17 protein-coding genes are annotated in these 18,882 nt (G+C 67.7%); 5 read left to right on the forward strand and 12 right to left on the reverse strand.

Annotated elements, in window-relative coordinates; translation table 11 throughout:
- The 12 genes from ACFDSW_RS02015 to sdhC form a co-directional block, all read right to left on the reverse strand.
- Positions 1–326, reverse strand: a 326-nt coding sequence (locus ACFDSW_RS02015; RefSeq protein WP_375248603.1) for a DUF3035 domain-containing protein, incomplete at its 3' end; no start/stop codon positions are given.
- Positions 319–828, reverse strand: coding sequence for a signal peptidase II (gene lspA, locus ACFDSW_RS02020; RefSeq protein ID WP_375248604.1), 510 nt, complete (start codon positions 826–828; stop codon positions 319–321). The genes ACFDSW_RS02015 and lspA, both read right to left, overlap by 8 nt.
- Positions 825–3,695 (reverse strand): isoleucine--tRNA ligase, encoded by a 2,871-nt coding sequence (gene ileS / locus ACFDSW_RS02025; RefSeq protein ID WP_375248605.1) that lies wholly within the window; start codon positions 3,693–3,695, stop codon positions 825–827. Before ileS ends, lspA begins: the two co-directional genes overlap by 4 nt.
- 23 nt (positions 3,696–3,718) lie before the next feature.
- A complete protein-coding gene (locus ACFDSW_RS02030) occupies positions 3,719–4,645 on the reverse strand; it encodes a bifunctional riboflavin kinase/FAD synthetase (protein ID WP_375248606.1) in 927 nt (308 codons plus the stop codon).
- An 89-nt stretch (positions 4,646–4,734) separates the two neighbouring features.
- Entirely contained in the window at positions 4,735–5,202 is a 468-nt protein-coding gene (locus ACFDSW_RS02035; RefSeq protein ID WP_375248607.1) for a dihydrofolate reductase, read from the reverse strand.
- Positions 5,203–5,208: 6 nt separating this feature from the next.
- A complete protein-coding gene (locus ACFDSW_RS02040; RefSeq protein ID WP_375248608.1) occupies positions 5,209–6,003 on the reverse strand; it encodes a thymidylate synthase in 795 nt (264 codons plus the stop codon).
- Positions 6,004–6,075: 72 nt separating this feature from the next.
- A complete protein-coding gene (locus tag ACFDSW_RS02045; protein ID WP_375248609.1) occupies positions 6,076–6,801 on the reverse strand; it encodes a class I SAM-dependent methyltransferase in 726 nt (241 codons plus the stop codon).
- Positions 6,801–7,928 carry a peptide chain release factor 2 gene (prfB, locus tag ACFDSW_RS02050; RefSeq protein ID WP_375248610.1) on the reverse strand — a complete coding sequence of 376 codons (1,128 nt, stop codon included), beginning with the start codon at positions 7,926–7,928 and terminating at the stop codon, positions 6,801–6,803. Before prfB ends, ACFDSW_RS02045 begins: the two co-directional genes overlap by 1 nt.
- Before the next feature lie 254 nt (positions 7,929–8,182).
- Positions 8,183–10,699: a penicillin-binding protein 1A gene (locus ACFDSW_RS02055; RefSeq protein WP_375248611.1), complete on the reverse strand. Its 2,517-nt coding sequence runs from the start codon at positions 10,697–10,699 to the stop codon at positions 8,183–8,185.
- 196 nt (positions 10,700–10,895) lie between these two features.
- Positions 10,896–12,698 (reverse strand): succinate dehydrogenase flavoprotein subunit, encoded by a 1,803-nt coding sequence (gene sdhA / locus ACFDSW_RS02060; protein ID WP_375248612.1) that lies wholly within the window; start codon positions 12,696–12,698, stop codon positions 10,896–10,898.
- Positions 12,698–13,075: a succinate dehydrogenase, hydrophobic membrane anchor protein gene (sdhD, locus tag ACFDSW_RS02065; protein WP_375248613.1), complete on the reverse strand. Its 378-nt coding sequence runs from the start codon at positions 13,073–13,075 to the stop codon at positions 12,698–12,700. Before sdhD ends, sdhA begins: the two co-directional genes overlap by 1 nt.
- Positions 13,075–13,500, reverse strand: a complete 426-nt coding sequence (gene sdhC / locus ACFDSW_RS02070) for a succinate dehydrogenase, cytochrome b556 subunit (protein WP_375248614.1) — start codon at positions 13,498–13,500, stop codon at positions 13,075–13,077. Before sdhC ends, sdhD begins: the two co-directional genes overlap by 1 nt.
- A 215-nt stretch (positions 13,501–13,715) precedes the next feature.
- Between sdhC and ACFDSW_RS02075 the strand changes: the two genes are divergently transcribed.
- The 5 genes from ACFDSW_RS02075 (at position 13,716) to ACFDSW_RS02095 (ending at position 18,860) form a co-directional block, all read left to right on the forward strand.
- Entirely contained in the window at positions 13,716–15,059 is a 1,344-nt protein-coding gene (locus ACFDSW_RS02075; RefSeq protein WP_375248639.1) for a methyl-accepting chemotaxis protein, read from the forward strand.
- A gap of 45 nt (positions 15,060–15,104) precedes the next feature.
- Positions 15,105–16,472, forward strand: a complete 1,368-nt coding sequence (locus ACFDSW_RS02080; protein ID WP_375248615.1) for a methyl-accepting chemotaxis protein — start codon at positions 15,105–15,107, stop codon at positions 16,470–16,472.
- A gap of 94 nt (positions 16,473–16,566) precedes the next feature.
- Positions 16,567–17,268 carry an SDR family NAD(P)-dependent oxidoreductase gene (locus tag ACFDSW_RS02085; protein WP_375248616.1) on the forward strand — a complete coding sequence of 234 codons (702 nt, stop codon included), beginning with the start codon at positions 16,567–16,569 and terminating at the stop codon, positions 17,266–17,268.
- Positions 17,258–18,202: a 50S ribosomal protein L11 methyltransferase gene (locus tag ACFDSW_RS02090; protein WP_375248617.1), complete on the forward strand. Its 945-nt coding sequence runs from the start codon at positions 17,258–17,260 to the stop codon at positions 18,200–18,202. Before ACFDSW_RS02085 ends, ACFDSW_RS02090 begins: the two co-directional genes overlap by 11 nt.
- A complete protein-coding gene (locus ACFDSW_RS02095) occupies positions 18,180–18,860 on the forward strand; it encodes a TIGR02117 family protein (protein WP_375248618.1) in 681 nt (226 codons plus the stop codon). The genes ACFDSW_RS02090 and ACFDSW_RS02095 overlap by 23 nt, the downstream gene beginning before the upstream one ends.
- The last annotated feature ends 22 nt before the right edge of the window (positions 18,861–18,882 follow it).

Raw genomic sequence — 18,882 nt, forward strand, 5'->3', positions numbered from 1 at the left:
GTCTGCGGATCGCCCACCGCTGAGCGGATGCCCGGTTGGCCGGCGACAGCACCGCCCGCCTGATCGATCACGCCCGCTTCGCCGCCGCTGCGCTGCGCCGGACCGCCGAACAGCGCGTCGAGCGCCTGCGCCTGCTGGTTGTTGCCCTGCGTCCGCGCGGCGCCCGGCTGCGGTGGCACCAGCGCGAAATCGGGCGGGATGATCAGCGGCGCCTGGCGCGCCACCGCGAACTCGTCGGGCCGCGCCCGATCGAAGCCGCGCTTTGCGCAGCCGGCGAGCAGGGCGAGCGCCGTGATCGAACTCACCACGACGACAGACTTACGCATGGACATTCTCCGAAGGGTCAGGCCGCTTTTCGCGGATCAGGAGCGCGCGTACCAGCAGAATCAGCACGCCAATGGTAATTGCCGCGTCAGCGACGTTGAAGACAAGGAATGGCCGCCATTCGCCGAAATGCAGGTCGGCGAAGTCGACGACATGGCCCAGCCGCACGCGATCGAGGATATTGCCCAGCGCGCCGCCCAGCACGAGGCCCAGCGCCGCCTGTTCGATACGATTCGCCTCGCGATACATCCATATCGCCACCCCGATCGCGATCGCGCCGGTAAACGCGACCAGCAGCCAGCGCATCGTCTCGGTTTCGGCCCGCAGCATCCCCAATGAGACGCCCTCGTTCCTGGTGTAGCGCAGGTCGAAGATCGGCAGGATCGTGCGATAGGCGCCCAGGAAGTCGATCCCCAACGGGCCGGTCACCGCCCATTTCACCACCTGGTCGACAACGAACACCGCCACGGCGATCGCCAGCCCGGCGCGCGGCAGCGGCCTCATGCCGCCACCTCCACCGCGACGACATCGGCGCAACGCGCGCACAATCCGTCCTCCACCGCCACTTCCGGCAAATGACGCCAGCAGCGGCCGCACTTGTGATAATCGGTTCGTGCCGCCGCCACGCCGTCCGCCACGCTCACCTTGGCGACGATGAACGCCTCCGCCAGCGCATCGGGGTCAAGCGGCAAGTCGGGTACGGTCACCTCCGCCTCCAGGCTGGAGCGGACGATCTTTTCGCGGCGCAGCGGCTCGATCGTCTCGGTGACCCGCTCACGCAGTGCCCGCACCGCTGCCCAGCGCGCGGCGATATCCTCGCCTTGCTGTTCGGGTAGTTCGGGCCATTCGAGCAGGTGGACCGATCCGTCCGCCCCGGCGAAGCGGGACTGCCATACCTCCTCGGCGGTGAACACCAGTACCGGCGCGGCCCAGCGCACCATCGCATGGAACAGCAGGTCCAGCATGGTGCGATAGGCGCGCCGCTTCGGATCGCCGGCGGCGTCGCAATACAGCGAATCCTTGCGGATATCGAAGAAGAAGGCGGACAGATCCTCATTGGCGAAATCGGTCAGCAGCCGGACGTAGCCGTTGAAGTCGAAATCCGCGATCGCACGCCGCAGCTGCGCGTCGAGCGCCTGCGTCAGGTGGAGCATATACCGCTCCAGCTCGGGCCATTCGTTGACCGCCAGCCGCTCGCCTTCGTCGAAGCCGTCGAGCGCGCCGAGCAGGTAGCGGAAGGTGTTGCGCAGCTTGCGATACTGGTCCGCCACCCCGGCCAGGATCTCCTTGCCGATGCGATGGTCCTCGGTGAAGTCGACCGACAGCGCCCACAACCGCAGGATATCCGCGCCATAATGCCGCATCAGGTCGAGCGGATTGATCGTGTTGCCGAGCGACTTGGACATCTTCATGCCCTTGGCGTCCATCGTGAAGCCGTGCGTCAGCACCGCGTCATAGGGCGCCCGTCCACGCGTCCCGCAACTTTCCAGCAGCGACGACTGGAACCAGCCGCGATGCTGGTCCGACCCTTCAAGATACAAGTCGGCCGGCCAGCTAAGCTCGGGCCAGCGTCCGCTGTCGAGCACGAAGGCGTGAGTGCAGCCCGAATCGAACCATACGTCGAGGATGTCGGTCACCCGCTCATAGGCTGCCGGATCGTAATCAGGGCCAAGCAGCGCGGGCGCCGCTTCGTCGCTCCAGCCGTCGACGCCCTCCGCGGCGATCGCCGCGACGATCCGCGCATTCACCGCCGGATCGACAAGATACTGGCCGGTGCGGCGATCGACGAACAGCGTGATCGGCACGCCCCAGGCACGCTGACGCGAGATTACCCAATCGGGCCGGCCCTCGACCATCGCCCCGATGCGATTGCGGCCCTTTTCCGGCACGAACCGTGTGGCGGCGATCGCGGCGAGCGCGCGCTGGCGAAGCGTATCCTGTGCCGTGTCGTCGCGAGAGACCCCGGCCTGCGTGGGGGTAACGATCTGTCCGCCCAGCGGCTTGTCGACCGGGATGAACCATTGCGGGGTGCAGCGGAAAATCACCTTCGCCTTCGACCGCCACGAATGCGGATAGCTGTGACGGAAATCATCCGACGCCGCCAGCAGCGCACCCGCTTCGCGCAGGTCGGTGCAGATCGGCCCGTCGCTGGCGACGAACTTCTTGTTGATGACGCTGCCCTGCCCGCCAAGCCATGCCCAGTCGTCGCGGTAGAAGCCCGCTCCATCAACCGCGAAGACCGGCTCGATCCCATGCGCCTTGCACAGGTCGAAATCGTCCTCGCCGTGGTCGGGCGCCATATGGACGAGGCCGGTGCCGGCATCGGTGGTGACGAAATCGCCGGGCAGCAGCGGACGCGGCTTGGCGAAGAAGCCGCCGAGACGATGCATCGGATGGCGCGCGACAGCGCCGGCGAGCTGCGCGCCGCGCACGCGGCACACGTCGAATGTCGCCGCCAGAACACCGCCGTCCCAATCCATGCTGCGCGCCGCCAGATTGGTCGTCGCCAGCCGTTCGAGGAAAGATTTGACCAGGTTCTCGGCCACCAGCCATCGGACGCCTCCGATGTCGAGCAACGTATATTCGACCTCCGGCCCATAGGCCAACGCCTGGTTGACCGGGATCGTCCACGGCGTCGTCGTCCAGATCACCGCACGCGCGCCGACCAGCTCGGGCGCGTTGGGCGCCTCGGTGATCTCGAACGCGACGTCGATCTGGGTCGAGACGACGTCCTCATATTCGACCTCGGCCTCCGCCAGCGCGGTCTTTTCGACCGGGGACCACATCACCGGCTTCGCACCGCGATACAGCTGGCCACTCTCCGCGAACTTCATCAGTTCCGCGACGATCGTCGCTTCGGCGGCGAAGTCCATCGTCAGATACGGCTTGTCCCAGTCGCCGTTGATGCCCAGCCGCTTGAGCTGCTCGCGCTGCGTGTTCACCCAATGCTGCGCATAGGCGCGGCACTCGGCCCGAAACTCGCGCGGCGGCACCTCGTCCTTGTTGCGCTTCTTCTTGCGATATTCCTCCTCGACCTTCCATTCGATCGGCAGGCCGTGGCAATCCCAGCCGGGAACGTAGGGCGCGTTCTTGCCCAGCAAGGTCTGCGTGCGCACCACCATATCCTTCAGGATGTGGTTCAGCGCATGGCCGATATGCATGTCGCCATTGGCATAGGGCGGGCCATCGTGGAGGATGAACGTCTCGCGCCCCGCCCGCTCCTCGCGCAGGCGGCGATAGAGATCCATCTGCTGCCAGCGCGCCAGGATCGCGGGCTCCTTTTGCGGCAGGCCCGCCTTCATCGGGAAATCGGTCTTCGGCAGGAAGACGGTATCGCGCCAGTCGCGCGGCGTGTCGGTTGCATCGGCCATGGAATGCGCGCCTTAGCGCGGCGCTACTCCGCCAGCAACTCGCGTGCCCGGGCGCAATCGCGATCCATCTGCGCGACAAGGCCGTCGAGCGTATCGAACTTCGCCTCCGCGCGCAGATAGTCGACCAGTTCGACCGCGATCACCTGGCCATACAGGTCGCCCGTGAAATCGAAGAAGAAGGGCTCCAGCAATTCCTTGGGCGGATCGAACGTCGGGCGGATGCCCAGATTCGCCGCGCCATTGACGCGGCGCCCGTCCGCCAGCGTCGCGCGCACCGCGTAGATGCCATAAGCGGGGCGAAGATAGTCGCCCATGTCGACATTCGCGGTCGGATAGCCGATCGTCCGCCCCAATTTGTCACCGTGCTGCACCGGCCCCTCGATCGTGAACGGCCGGGTCAGCAGTCGCGCGGCGCCGCGCGGATCGCCGCCACGCAGCGCGTCACGGATCCGGGTGGACGAGATCGGCGCCCCGTCCAGCATCACCGCGCCGACGGTATCGACGCTGAAACCGGCGCGCTCCCCTGCCGCACGCAGCGTCGCCACGTTGCCGCCCTTGTGCAGCCCGAAGGTGAAATCCTCCCCCGTCACCACCCCGGCGACGCGCAACGCGCCGATCAGCCGCTGCGCGACAAAGGCGTCGGCGCTCAGCGCCGCCAGGTCCGCATCGAAGCGGAACACGATCATCGCATCCGCCCCCGCCGCCGCGAACAGCCGCTGGCGCTGCGCCAGCGTGGTCAGCCGGAACGGCGCGGCATCGGGACGGAAATAACGGACCGGATGTGGATCGAACGTCGCCACCAGCGCGGGTCGCCCCTCCGCTTTGGCACGCGCGACCGCCCGGCCCACCACCGCCTGGTGCCCGTGATGAAATCCATCGAAATTGCCGAGCGCGACGATCCCGCCCGCCAGCGCCGCGGGGATTGCCGAGCCGCCGTCCAGCCGCTCCATGGGTGCGCGCTGTACGGCGTGTGGCGGATGGCGGCAATGCCGTTCGATCGATACGCCGACCCCGCTCTACCCACAGCCGGATGCTGTACCTAGCGCTCCAGCGTCACGAAATCATAGGCTGGCCGATCGCCTTCCGCCGGATGCGCCTCGCGCGACGTTTCACGCCAGCCGACGAACGCCGGCACCCGCGCGTCGCCCTCGGGCGCGACATGCACCTCGGTCAATTCGACGCGATCCGCGCGATCGAGCAGCAGCGCATAGATCTCCGCCCCGCCGATCACCGCCACCTCGCCCGCCCCCGCCAGCGCGATCGCCTCCTCCGGCGTATGCGCCACCTCCGCCCCCGGCGCCGTCCAGCCGCGATCGCGCGTCAGCACGATATGGCGCCGCCCCGGCAGCGGCGCGGGGAAGCTGTCGAACGTCTTGCGCCCCATCACCATCGGCCTGCCCATGGTCAACGCCTTGAATCGCTTCAGGTCGGCCGGCAATCTCCACGGCAGGCGTCCGTCCACGCCGATCACACCATTGTCGGCGCGTGCCAGGATGAAGACGATCATCGCGCCTCAGACCGCGACCGGCGCCTTGATATGCGCCTGCGCCGCATAGTCGTGCAGCACGAAATCCTCCGGCTCGTAGGAGTCGATCGAGGGCGCGTGACGGGTGATTTCCAGGCGTGGCAAGGTGCCGGGCGTCCGCTCCAGCTGCGTCCGCGCCTGTTCGAGGTGGTTCACATACAAATGGCAATCACCCCCGGTCCAGACGAACTCGCCCGGCGCGAGGCCGCATTGCTGCGCCAGCATATGCGTCAGCAGCGCGTAGCTGGCGATGTTGAACGGCACGCCCAGGAAGATATCCGCCGATCGCTGATAGAGGTGCAGCGACAGGCGGCCGTTCGCGACATAGGTCTGGAACAGGCAGTGGCACGGCGCCAGCGCCATGGCGTGCAGTTCGCCCGGGTTCCACGCGGTGACGATCTGCCGTCGCGACGCGGGGTTCCCGCGGATCTCCTCGATCAGCGCCGCGATCTGATCGATATGGCGCCCGTCGGCGGTGACCCAGTCGCGCCATTGCTTGCCATAGACGGGGCCGAGATCACCCTCCTCGTCCGCCCATTCGTCCCAAATGCTGACCTTGCGCTCCTGCAGCCAGCGCACGTTGGTATCGCCGCGCAGGAACCACAGCAGCTCGACGATGATCGAACGCAGATGCAGTTTCTTGGTGGTCAGTACCGGGAAACCCTGCGCCAGATCGAATCGCATCTGGTGCCCGAACACGCTGAGCGTGCCGGTGCCGGTACGGTCCATCTGACTCGCGCCGGAATCGAGGACATGGCGCATCAGATCGAGATATTGTCGCATCGACCAAGGGTAGCGGGGCGCGCGGTGTTCGCCAACGATTCGTCGGCGCGGCCGGGCGGACGCGGCGCGCGCTCAGCCGTCGTTGATGCGGCAGGCGCGGATATCGGCGGGATCGGGCCGCTCCCCCGCCGCGCGGAACGTCGCGAAATAGCCGCCGGCGGAGCGCATCTCCTGGAATCCCACCTGCGCATAGCCGACCGCCGCGAACTCGCATTTCAGCAGTGCGGGCGGCGTGCCGTGGTTGCGGGTCGAGCGATCGGCATCGACCACCACCACCAGCCCGCCGGGCCGCAACGACGGCCGCATGCGCCACAGGAATTCATAGGGCTGCGCGATCTCATGATACATGTGCACCATGAAGATGCGGTCGAAGCTGTTGTCCGGCAGGCGGGGATCGGCTGGGGCGCCGAGCCGGACGCTGACATTCTCCAGCCGCTCGCGCGCGACCCGATCCGCCAGCCCGTCGCGCACCGCCGGGACGATATCCTCCGCCAGTACGCGCCCCTCGCGCCCCACCCGCCCGGCGAGGCGGATGGTATAATAGCCCTCGCCCGCGCCCAGATCGGCGACGGTCATCCCGGGGCGGATGGCCGCCAGGTCCATGACGCGGGTCGCCTCGTTGAGCCGGTCGCGCGCCTCCTCGGTCGACCAGCGCGACGATACGATGCTGGCGACAGGGCGGTCGGCGGCGGGAAACGGCCCAGGCTCCTTCGCCTCATGCTTGATGAGCGGCCGCGAGCCGTCGCAGCCGGCCAGCGCCAGCGCGAACATCAACGTCACCGCCGCTCGTGCGATCATCAGTCGACATCCTCCACATCGACCTTCTCCCCGGTGACGCGCTGCGACAGCGCGGCGGCCATGAAGTCCTCCAGATCGCCGTCGAGCACATCGCCCGGGCTGGTCGAGGTCATGCCGGTGCGCAGGTCCTTCACCAGCTGGTACGGTTGCAGCACGTAGGAACGGATCTGATGCCCCCAGCCGATATCGGTCTTGGTGGCATTGACCGCGTTCGCCTCCTCCTCGCGCTTGCGCAGTTCATGCTCGTACAGGCGGGCGCGAAGCTGGTTATAGGCTTCGGCGCGGTTCTTGTGCTGGCTGCGCTGGTTCTGGCAGGCGACGACGATGCCGGTGGGCAAGTGGGTGATCCGCACCGCCGAATCGGTGGTGTTGATATGCTGTCCGCCCGCGCCCGACGCCCGATAGGTATCGATGCGCAATTCGCTGTCGTTGATCTCGATATCGATCGAATCGTCGATCACCGGATAGACCCATACCGACGAAAAGCTGGTGTGGCGCCGCGCCGAGCTATCATACGGGCTGATGCGCACCAGCCGGTGCACCCCCGATTCGACCTTGGCATAGCCATAGGCGTTCTCGCCCTTTACCAGCAGCGTGGCGGACTTGATTCCCGCCTGCTCGCCCGCATGATAGTCGATCAGTTCGACCTTGTAGCCGTGGCGTTCGGCCCAGCGCGTGTACATGCGCTGCAGCATCTCCGCCCAATCCTGGCTTTCGGTGCCGCCCGCGCCCGCGTTGATCTCGATATAGCTGTCATTGGCGTCGGCCTCGCCCGCCAGCAGCGCCTTCACCTTGTCCTTCTGCGCCCGCTCGGCCAGTTCCGCGAGCGCGGTGGTGCCGTCCTGCGCCATCGCCTCGTCGCCCTCCGCCTCGGCCATTTCCACCAGCTCGGCGGTGTCGGCGAGATCCTGTTCGATGCTGCGGGTCGCGGTGATTGCCTCGTCGAGCCGGCGGCGCTCGCGCATCACGTCCTGCGCCGCCTTGGGATTGTCCCACAGGGTCGGGTCCTCGACGCGCGCGTTCAGCTCGTCGAGCCGGCGCAGCGCGCGATCCCAGTCGAGCGAGCGGCGCAACAGCGCAAGCGCCTCGTTGATGGTGTCGACATGGGTCTGCGCTTCGGCGCGCATAACAATCTCCAAAGATCCGGATCATCCCAGGCCGGGCTGGAATCTCGGGCGGCACGGATCGGACGTCGTAACCGGGAGATCCCAGTCAGCGCTGGGATGACAAGGGAATGTATCTGACCGGCGGACTTAGGGCGTGGGCGGATGGCTGGCAACGGTCGTGATGCGCCCGACGGTGCGGCCGAGGCGATCACCCCGCCCGATCCGGCACGGCGGCGAACATCGCCAGGCCCCGCCGGGAGCGGACGCGAAACGGCTTAGTAGATCCCGCCCTGCTGCTGCAGGAACTCCGTGTCGCGCGGCGCGGCGCGGGTGGCGGCGGCGGTCGGGGCGGCGGAGGGGGCGACCCCCGGCGTGGCGCGACGCGCGCGACGCGCCTCGCTCTGCGGCTTGAACGCTTCCCAGATCACCGCGGGTTTGGGATCGCTGTCGGTCGGGAAGGTGCCATACACCTGCCGCCCCGAGGCGCGATCGATCCGCACCATGCGGATCCCCGGCGGCGCGCGGAACGGCAGCGGCGGCAGGCCGTCATAGGCCTTGAGCGCCCATTCCTTGAACACCGGCACCGCGACCGTGCCGCCCTGCGCATAACCGCCCAGGCTGCGCGGCGTGTCATAACCGAGATACAGGCCGGCGATCATCTGCGGCGTGCCGCCGATGAACCACACATCGGTCGGCCCCGAATTGGTGCCGGTCTTGCCGAAGATGGGGCGATTGAGATCGCGCAGCTGGGTGGCCGTGCCACGCTGGATCACGCCTTCGGTGATATGGACCATCTGATAGGCGCTCATCGCGTCGAGCACCTGCCGCCCGCGCGCCGGCGGGCGCGGCATCGCCCGGCCGTTCCACTCACGCGCGTTGCAGCCGTCGCAGGCCCGCCAATTCTCCGGCCAGATTACCTTGCCGCTGCGATCCTGCACCAGATCGATCAGCGAGGGATCATGCCAGCGCCCGTTGTTGGCCAGCACGCCATAAGCGTTGACCATCTTCTCCACCGTCGTTTCACCCGCGCCCAGCGCATAGGACAGATAGGGCGCGTAATCGCCGATCTGCATCGCCTTCATCAGCTTGACGACCTTGCTCATGCCGGTCTGCGCGGCGGCGCGCACCGTCATCAGGTTACGCGATTGTTCGATGCCCCAGCGCATCGTATGCGGCCCCGCGCCGCGCGCATTGCCGAAGTTGCGGAAGCATTTCTGCCCCAGCCGCGCCCCCTGATAGACGCAGAACGGGCCGTCGATGATGATCGACGCCGGCGTCATGCCCTGCTCCAGCGCCGCCGAATAGACGATCGGCTTGATCGTCGATCCCGGCTGCCGCATCGCCTGTGTCGCCCGATTGAACGTCTGCACGCTGGCGTCGAACCCGCCCTGCATCGCCAGGATTCGCCCGGTGGCGGGTTCCTGCACCACCATCCCGCCGGAGATTTTCGGCACCGACCGCAGCGCGAAGGCCGATCCGGCGGGAGCCACCGCCAGTATGTCACCCGGTTTGATCGCATTGAACGCGGCACTCGCGGTGCCGCGCACCGGCATCTGCGCCGCGTCGCGCGGCAGCGTGCCGGTCGACCCGTCGGCAAAGCCCAGCTGCCACGCATCGCCCCCGCCCGCATCCGTGCGCGCGATCGCGATGCCAGCGCGCCAATCCGAATAATCGAGCGAGATATTGGTATTGAGCAACGCGCCGAGCCATGCGTCACCCTCGACGTCGACATGCCGCAGCGGGCCTGACCAGCCGCGACCGCGATCGAACCGCAGCAATCCGTTGCGCAACGCCTCCGCCGCATATTGCTGGATCGTCCGGTCAAGCGAGGTGCGAACCCACAACCCACCGGCATAGACGCTATGCTCGCCGTCGTCGGCGGTTTCGCCGAACCTGTCGATCAACTGCCGGCGCACTTCCTCGACGAAATAGCCGCCGACACGCTCGAACTTCGGGGTGCGCCGGGCGATCGCGCCGATCGGTTCCTCCGCCGCCGCGCGCGCCTGAGCAGCGGTGACGAAGCCGTTGTTCACCATCTCGCGCAGAACGTAGTTGCGGCGCTCCAGCGCACGCTCGGTATTGCGGAACGGATCGTAGTTCGCCGGCCCCTTGGGCAGGATCGCCAGATAGGCAAGCTGCCCCAGTGTCAGCTCGTCCAGTTCCTTGTCGAAATAAGCATGCGCCGCCGCCTCGACGCCATAAGCGTTCCTGCCGAGGAAGATCTGATTCAGGTACAGTTCGATAATCTGTTCCTTGGTCAGCGTCTGTTCGATCTTATACGCCAGCAATGCCTCGCGGATCTTGCGCGTCGGGGAATATTCGTTGCCGATCAGCAGGTTCTTCGCCACCTGCTGTGTGATCGTGGAGCCGCCCTTGGCGCGCTGCCCGGTGCCCAGCTTGCGCGCGTAATCGATCACCGCGCCCGCCAGGCCGGGGAAATCGACGCCGTGATGCTCGAAGAACGTCTTGTCCTCCGCCGCCAGGAAGGCGCGCACCAGCAATGGCGGATATTCGGCATAAGCGAGCTGAACGCGGCGTTCGCGGGCGTAGGAATAGATCGGCGTGCCGTCGATGCCCCGCACATTGGTCGGCAATGGCGGTTGATAGGCCTTCAGCTTGTCGACCGAAGGCAGATCACGCGCGAAGATCAGCCAGAAGGCGCCGAATGCGATGGCCAGCAGTGCCAGCAGCGCGGCACCCCAGCGCACCAGCCTCCGCCGCCAGATCGCCGCGAGCGTCTCCCCTATGCCGGGGCGCGGGGATGCGGGGTCGGTCGTCGGATCGGAAGCCATGTCGGATCGAGCGTGTAGCAGGTTACGGCGACGGGGGAAGCATCGCGGGCACGCCATCGCTCGCCGAGCGGGGGTAACGCGGCCCCCAGCCGCAAGCCGGGGCGGATTGCCAACCCGCCCTTCCCCGCTCACGGGGAAGGGGTCGGCTCATCCTTCCATGGCCGGGGAGGATGCGATCGTCAGCGCACCCCCTTGATCAATAGACGCGCTTCTTCGGCTTGATGTACTCGACGTCGTCGGTCAGCGTATAATCATGCACCGGGCGATATTCGATCGCCACGTCGCCGCCCTTGCCGCCCCAGCCATTGAAGGTGGTGATGGTGTGCTTCATCCAGTTGGCGTCATCGCGCTCCGGGAAATCCTCGTGCATGTGCGCGCCGCGGCTTTCCTTGCGGTTTTCCGCGCTACGCATCGTCACCACCGCCTGGCCGATCAGATTGTCGAGCTCGAGCGTCTCGACCAGATCGGTATTCCAGATCAGCGAGCGATCAGTGACACCGACGTCCTGCATGCCCTGATAGATCGAATCCATCTTGGCGACGCCCTCGGACAGCAGGGCCGAGTCGCGGAACACCGCGCAATGCCGCTGCATCGTCTTCTGCATCTCGGCACGCAGCTGCGCGGTGGGGGTGCCGCCGCCAGCGTTGCGGAAATGATCGAGCCGGCTCAGCGCCATGTCTTCCGAGCCCTTCGGCAGCGGGTCGTGCGCGGTATTGGGCTTCAGCATCTCCTTCAGCCGGAGGCCGGTGGCACGGCCGAACACCACCAGATCGATCAGCGAGTTGGAACCGAGGCGATTCGCGCCATGCACCGACACGCACGCCGCCTCGCCGACCGCGAACAGCCCCGGCACCACCGAATCCGGATCGCCGTCCTTCAACCGCACGACCTCGCCGTGATAGTTACAGGGGATGCCGCCCATATTGTAGTGGACGGTCGGGGTCACCGGCAGCGGCTGACGGGTCAGGTCGACGCCGGCGAAGATCTTGCCCGTCTCGGTGATGCCCGGCAGCCGCTCGTGAAGCACCGCGGGATCGATATGGTCGAGGTGCAGGAAGATGTGGTCCTTGTCCTTGCCGACGCCACGCCCCTCTCGCATCTCCATCGCCATCGAGCGCGCGACGACGTCGCGGCTGGCGAGATCCTTGGCGCTGGGAGCATAACGCTCCATGAAGCGCTCGCCCTCGGAATTGGTCAGATAGCCGCCCTCACCCCGCGCGCCCTCGGTGATGAGCACGCCCGCGCCATAGATGCCGGTCGGGTGGAACTGGACGAACTCCATGTCCTGCAACGCCAGCCCGGCGCGCAGCGCCATGCCGTTGCCGTCGCCGGTGCAGGTGTGCGCCGATGTCGCCGACTGATAGACGCGGCCGCCACCGCCGGTCGCCAGCACCACCGCATGGCTGCGGAAACGGTGGATCGACCCGTCTTCCATGCACAGCGCGATCACGCCGCGGCAGGCGCCGTTTTCCATGATCAGGTCGAGCGCGAAATATTCGACGTAGAAGTCCGCGTCATATTTCAACGACTGCTGATACAGCGCGTGCAGCATGGCGTGGCCGGTACGGTCCGCCGCGGCGCAGGTGCGCTGCACCGGCGGGCCTTCACCCATGTTCTGCATATGCCCGCCGAACGGCCGCTGGTAGATCGTGCCATTCTCGTTGCGGCTGAACGGCACGCCGGCATGCTCCAGCTCGTATACCGCCGCCGGTGCCTCACGCACCATATATTCGATCGCGTCCTGGTCGCCGAGCCAGTCGGAGCCCTTGACCGTGTCGAACATATGCCACGACCAATGGTCCGGCGTGTTGTTGCCCAGCGAGGCGGCGATCCCGCCCTGCGCCGCCACGGTGTGGCTGCGGGTCGGGAACACCTTGGTGATGCACGCGGTCTTCAGCCCGCTTTCCGCGATGCCCATCGTGGCGCGCAGCCCCGCGCCGCCGGCGCCGACCACCACCGCGTCATAGGTATGGTCGATGATCTTGTAGGCGTCAGGCATCACGCGGCGGCTCCGAAAGCGACCTTGAGGATCGAGAAGATGGCGGTGGCGGCGGTTACCGCGGTGAAGACGTTGAGCAGGATCATCATCACAAAGCGGTTCTCTTTGTGGGAATAATCCTCGATCACCACCTGCAGGCCGAGGCGAAAGTGGTAGAACACCGACGCGATCAGCAGCACCATCGGCACTGCCGCCCACATCGAATGCAGCCACAACCGCACCGTCGGATAGTCATAGGACGGCAGCGAGGCGATCGAGGCGAGCAGCCAGACGATCAGCAGAAAATTGGTGCCGGCGGTGATCTTGTGATGCCACCAGTGATGCGCCCCGGCATGCGCGCTGCCCAGGCCACGGACGCGGCCGATCTCGGTGCTCATCACTTGATCCCCAGAAAGAGCCAATAGGCGATCGTCAGCAGCGTCGACGCAACGAAGGTCAGCGTTGCCAGCCGCCGATTAAGCTTCAGCTCAAACGCGGCGCCGGTATCCATCACCAGGTGGCGGATGCCGCTCATCATATGCTGGAACAGCGACCACGTCAGCCCGACCCCGACGATCCATCCCAGCACGTTCAGCCGGCCCGACGCCGTCGTGAACACGTCCAGGAACGTGGCATAGGCATCCGCCCCCGCCGCGATCGCCGCCAGCCACCATACCAGCAGCACGGTGCCGACGGTGGCCATGCCGTCGCCGGTGACACGGTGCATGATCGATGCGGTCATCGCCGGCGACCAGCGATAGTGGATGGCGAGCGGCCCGCTGAACAGATGCGGGCTGCGCGGGCGGTCGGGTCTCGTGGCCAAGCGCTGGCTCCTTGGATTGGCGAACGACGGGTAAAACGAACGAATGATTTGCCGCGGTCTATGCGGCGGTGACGGCGCGGATGCAAGCATCGCGCTGCGACGCGGCATCATGCTTTCGCACTGACCCGCTCCCTAACCTCATCTTTACCAATCGCCCCCTAGGCCAGCGTCACGACCTTTCCGTCGCGCTGGAGGTGATGTTGACTGCTCGGGTGATGCCCCCGGCCACGACCGTGGCTCATCGAATCGATCTGGCCGCCCGCATTCGCGCGTTCGACGGCGACGGCACGCTGGTGCAGCAGGCTGCTGACCTGTGGGTGATCCTGGCGGGGCGCGCGGCGGAGATCGCAGACGCTTATTGGGCGCACTGGCGGCTGATCCATCCCGACGCCCCCGAATGGTCGAACATGGAAACGCAGCAGCGGATGGCGGCGGGCGTCGCCTATCTGCGCAACCGCTTCTGCCACCTGGACGGCCGCGCCTGGGTCGAATCGCTCGAACGGTCGGTCGCCTCCGCCTATATGTCGAACGTCACGACCATGTCGGTGCTCGCGATGTCGTGCGCGGCGGATCGCCGCGCGATGCACGTGCTGCGCGATGAGCTGGCGATCGACGACCCCCGCTATCATGTGATGGTCGATACGATGATGCGGATGTTCGGGATGGAAACCGAACTGACCGTGGAGCTGTTCGCCGGCTTCGCCGCGTTCGAGGCGCAGGCGCAGCGGGATCAGCTGGCGGAGGAATTCCGCCGCAACATCGCCGCCACAGTCGCCGACAGCACCGGCGAGGGCAATATGCTCCGCACCCAGGCCTCGGGCACATCGTCGTCGGCACGCGGCATGCTGGGCAAGACCAGTGAGGTCGCCGCCGCCGCCGAACAGTCGGCGGTAGCGATGCGCGACGCCGCCGCCACCGCCGCTGGCCTGATCCGCGCGATCGAGGACGCGCGCGCCGAAGTGGAGGTCGCCGCGGATATCGCCACCCGCGCCGCCGCCCAGGCGGGTGACGCCGTGACCGTGTCGGGCGCGCTGAGCGACCACGCCAAGTCGATCGAATCGATCCTCGGCCTGATCCGCGACATTGCCGGGCAGACCAATCTGCTGGCGCTGAACGCCACGATCGAGGCGGCCCGCGCGGGCGACGCCGGGCGCGGCTTCGCGGTGGTGGCGCAGGAAGTGAAGAGCCTCGCCAGCCAGACCGCCCGCGCCACCGACGATATCGCCGCCAAGATCGCCGCGATCCAGGCCGCGACGCAGGTGACCGTCGACACCAGCGCCTCGATCCGCGCGACCGTGGCGGAGGTTCAGGATTCCGCGACCCGCATTCGCGGCGCGATGGAAGCGCAGGCGCAGACCGTCACCGCGATCACCGCCGCGGTCGACGAAACCGCGCTGGCGGCGGACTCGATGTCGCACACGATCGCGGCGATCCGGCAGGATACCGAGGCCGTCGCGTCCGAGGTCGACCGGCTCGGCACCGGCTTCGAATCGCTCGCCGGCCGCCTCGGCACGCTGGATCAGCGTGCGGCGGAGTTCGCCAGCAAGGTCGCGGCATGACGGCGCCCCGGTGAGGCCCCGACAACCGACACCCGGGGATGGACGATGATGATGCAATGGCAGCCCACCGGCGCAGAGCCGGCCGAAACCGTCGCCACCGCCTTCGATTGGGACGGCGCTGTCGCCCCCGCCTGCGCGCGCATCGTCGCGATCATCGACGCCGGCGATGGCTGGCGCTCGATCGCGCGTGCGTTCTGGGATCACTTCCTGTCGACACCCCAACTGGCCGCCACGATCCGGCTGTCGATGCCGGAACTATCGACGCCGGAACGGCTCGATCACGAGATCGACAAGAGCATCTCCTATGTCCGCATGCGCTATGGCGATCCGCTCGGCGCGCGGTGGCGTGCGATGCTGGTACGCTATGTCGAGCTGAGCCAAACCGTGGGATGGCCCCTGTCGTTGCTGCTCGCCGGCATGGCGCGCAGCCATGCGCAGGTGCTAACGCTGATCCGCTCCGCCACCCCGTCAGACGACGATCTGCTGCAGCTCGCCGATGTCGTACAGCGGCTCGCGCTGGCCGAGGCGGACGCGATGGCGGCCCATCTCGCGACGCTGCTGGAAGATAAGGCGCGGCAGGACCGTGCCGCGCGGGGCGCGGCATTCCGCAGCAGCATCTTCGATGGCATCGGCGCGATCGCGGAACATGGCGGCACGGTTCGCCAACAGGCGCTCACGACGGTCGAGGCGACCCGTGGCATGCTGGACAAGACCAGCGACGTCGCCACCGCCGCGGAACAGTCGGCGATGGCGATGCGCGATGCCGCCTCCACCGCCGCCGGCCTGATCCGCGCGATCGACCACATCCAGCAACAGATGGCGCTGGGGCATCAGACCCTCGACGCGGCGACCAGCGAGGCGGAGGGTGCGGTTGTCGCCAGCGCGGCGCTGAGCGACCACGCCAAGTCGATCGAATCGATCCTCGGCCTGATCCGCGACATTGCCGGGCAGACCAATCTGCTGGCGCTGAACGCCACGATCGAGGCGGCCCGCGCGGGCGACGCCGGGCGCGGCTTCGCGGTGGTGGCGCAGGAAGTGAAGAGCCTCGCCAGCCAGACCGCCCGCGCCACCGACGATATCGCCGCCAAGATCGCCGCGATCCAGGCCGCGACGCGCCAGACGGTCGACAGCAACCAGTCGATCCGCGCCACCATCACGCAGGTCCGCAACTCGGCGAAGGCGGTGACGGGGGCGATGCAGGATCAGGCGATGACGGTCACCGCGATCACCGCCGCCGTCGACGAAACCGCTTTGGCGGCGGATTCGATGTCGCATACGATCGCCGTGATCCGTCGCGACATGCATCTCGTCGCGGATGACATGGTGTCGCTTGGCTCTGCCCTGGGGCATATCGCCGCCCAATTCGAAAGTCTGCAGGGTGCGGCGGAGGATTTCGCGACCAGCGTGAAATAAGCCGCGGGCGGCGATGGCGCCGCGCGGACGGGCAGCGCGCCGGGCGACGATGGGGGTAGGCAGCATCACCCCGCACCGCCTACACAGCCGCCCCATGACCAATATTCTCATCACCGGGTCGAGCCGCGGGATCGGCGCGGCGATCGCGGCGGCGCTGGCACAGGCGCCCGACGTCACCGTCGTCGGCCATGGCACGGCTACCGGCATCGCCGCCGACTTCACCGATCAGGTCGCGGTCGATACGTTATGGACCAGCGCGCTCGAACAATGCGGCGGCCGGATCGACGTGCTGATCAACAACGCCGGCATCTTCGAGGCGAACCCCCTCGACGCCGCCGACGACGCCTGGCTGGCAGCGTGGGAGCGTACCCTGCGGGTCAATCTGACCGCCGCCGCGACGCTGTCGCGACATGCGGTGCGGCACTGGCAGGGGGGCGCCGGCGGTGGCCGGCTGGTCAACATCGCCAGCCGCGCGGCCTATCGCGGCGACAGCCCGGCGCACTGGCATTATGCCGCCGCGAAGGCGGGAATGGTCGCGATGACCAAGACCATCGCGCGCGGCTATGCGCGGGAGGGGATCCTCGCTTTCGCGATCTGCCCCGGCTTCACGATGACCGGGATGGCGGAGGACTATCTCGCCAGCCGTGGCGGCGACCGGCTGTTGGCGGACATTCCGCTGGGTCGTGTCGCGCAACCCGAAGAGGTCGCCGCCGCCGCGCGCTTCCTCGCGCTGGAAGCGCCCGCTTCGATGACCGGGGCGGTGCTCGACATCAACGGCGCCAGCTATGTCCGCTGAGGTCGACAGCTGGCGCGTCACGCTGCCGTGCACCCGCGCCGAGGCGGAAGCGATCGACGCCGCCGACGATTGGGCGATCGATGCGGTACTGATGACCACCGAAGAGGTGGAGGACGATCGCGAACACTGGCGGCTCGACGCCTATGTCGAGCAGCAACCCGATGACGCGCTGCTCGCCGCGCTGGCGGCGCTGGTGCCGAGTGCGGCGGGGGTCGCGCCGATCGTGACGCCGCTCGGCGCGGAGGATTGGGTCGCGATGAGCCAGCAGGGGCTGGAGCCGATCCGCGAGGGGCGGTTCGTCGTCCACACCAGCGCGCATCCCACCCCGCCCCCGCCTGGTGGCCGCGCCTTCCTGATCGACGCGGGCCAGGCGTTCGGCACGGGGCATCACGCCACCACCTCGGGCTGTCTGGCGATGCTCGACGGGCTCGCGGGCGATGCGTTCACCAATATCATCGATCTTGGCACCGGCACCGGGCTGCTGGCCTTCGCGGCGAAGCACCTCTGGCCACAGGCGCGCGTGACCGCGACCGATATCGATCCCGCCGCGATCCTCGTCACGCGCGAAAATGCCGCGGCCAATCGGGTCGACGATATCGCGCTGATCGTCGCCGATGGCGCGCTGTCGGACGATATCACCGCCGGGGCGCCCTATGACCTGCTGATCGCCAACATCCTTGCCGGGCCGCTGATCTCGATGGCACCGGAGGTGGCGGCGATCGCGGCGCCGGGGGCGGCGATCATCCTTGCCGGGCTGCTCGACACGCAGCGGGCCGAGGTGATCGCGGCGTTCGCCGGCTGCGGCTGCACGACCGAGGCGATCGACCGGCGCGGCGACTGGACGATCCTGCGTCTGACGGCGGGTGCGCAGCGCTACGTGCCGACACGACCGATCGATCCACGCGGACGCGATGGCTGGGCGCTCGATCTCTGACGCGGTGGGCCGGCTGGCGCGGATCGCCGCGTGGCTGGCGATCGGCATCGCGGCGATTTCGCTGGCCTATGTCATCGCCGCCGCGATCGGCGGGGTGATCCCGCGCAACGCCGCGTGGCGCCCCCCGCCGCAGGGCGTGACGATCTGGATCGAGGACAATGGCATCCATACCGGCATCGTCGTGCCGCAACAGGCCGCCGGGATCGACTGGCGCGGCGACTTTCCCGGCAGCGACCTGCGCGACGCGCGCTTTGCCACGCACGCCTATGTCGCGATCGGCTGGGGTGAACGTGGCTTCTACCTCGGCACGCCGACCTGGGGCGATCTGCGCGCGATGACGCTGCTGCATGCCGCGATCGGCAGCGACGATACCTTGCTGCACGTCGAGCATATCCCGCGCCCGCTGACCGGGTCCCAGGTGCGCGCCGTCACGCTGTCGGTGGCACAATACCGCCGTCTGGCCGCCCGGATCCGCGCTTTCCGGGGCTCGGGGGCCGCGCTGCCCGGTTATGACGCATATGACGCCTTCTACCCGGCGCACGGGCGATACGATGCGCTACATACGTGCAACAGCTGGACCGGCGACACGCTGGCGGCGGCGGGGGTCCGCGTCGGCGCCTGGACGCCACTGCCGAGCACGGTGATGCGCTGGTTCTGAGGCGGCACCGGCGCCCGGCCCC

Source organism: Sphingomonas sp. (genome assembly GCF_042091075.1).
In the GTDB taxonomy this organism is placed as follows: Bacteria; Pseudomonadota; Alphaproteobacteria; order Sphingomonadales; family Sphingomonadaceae; genus Sphingomonas.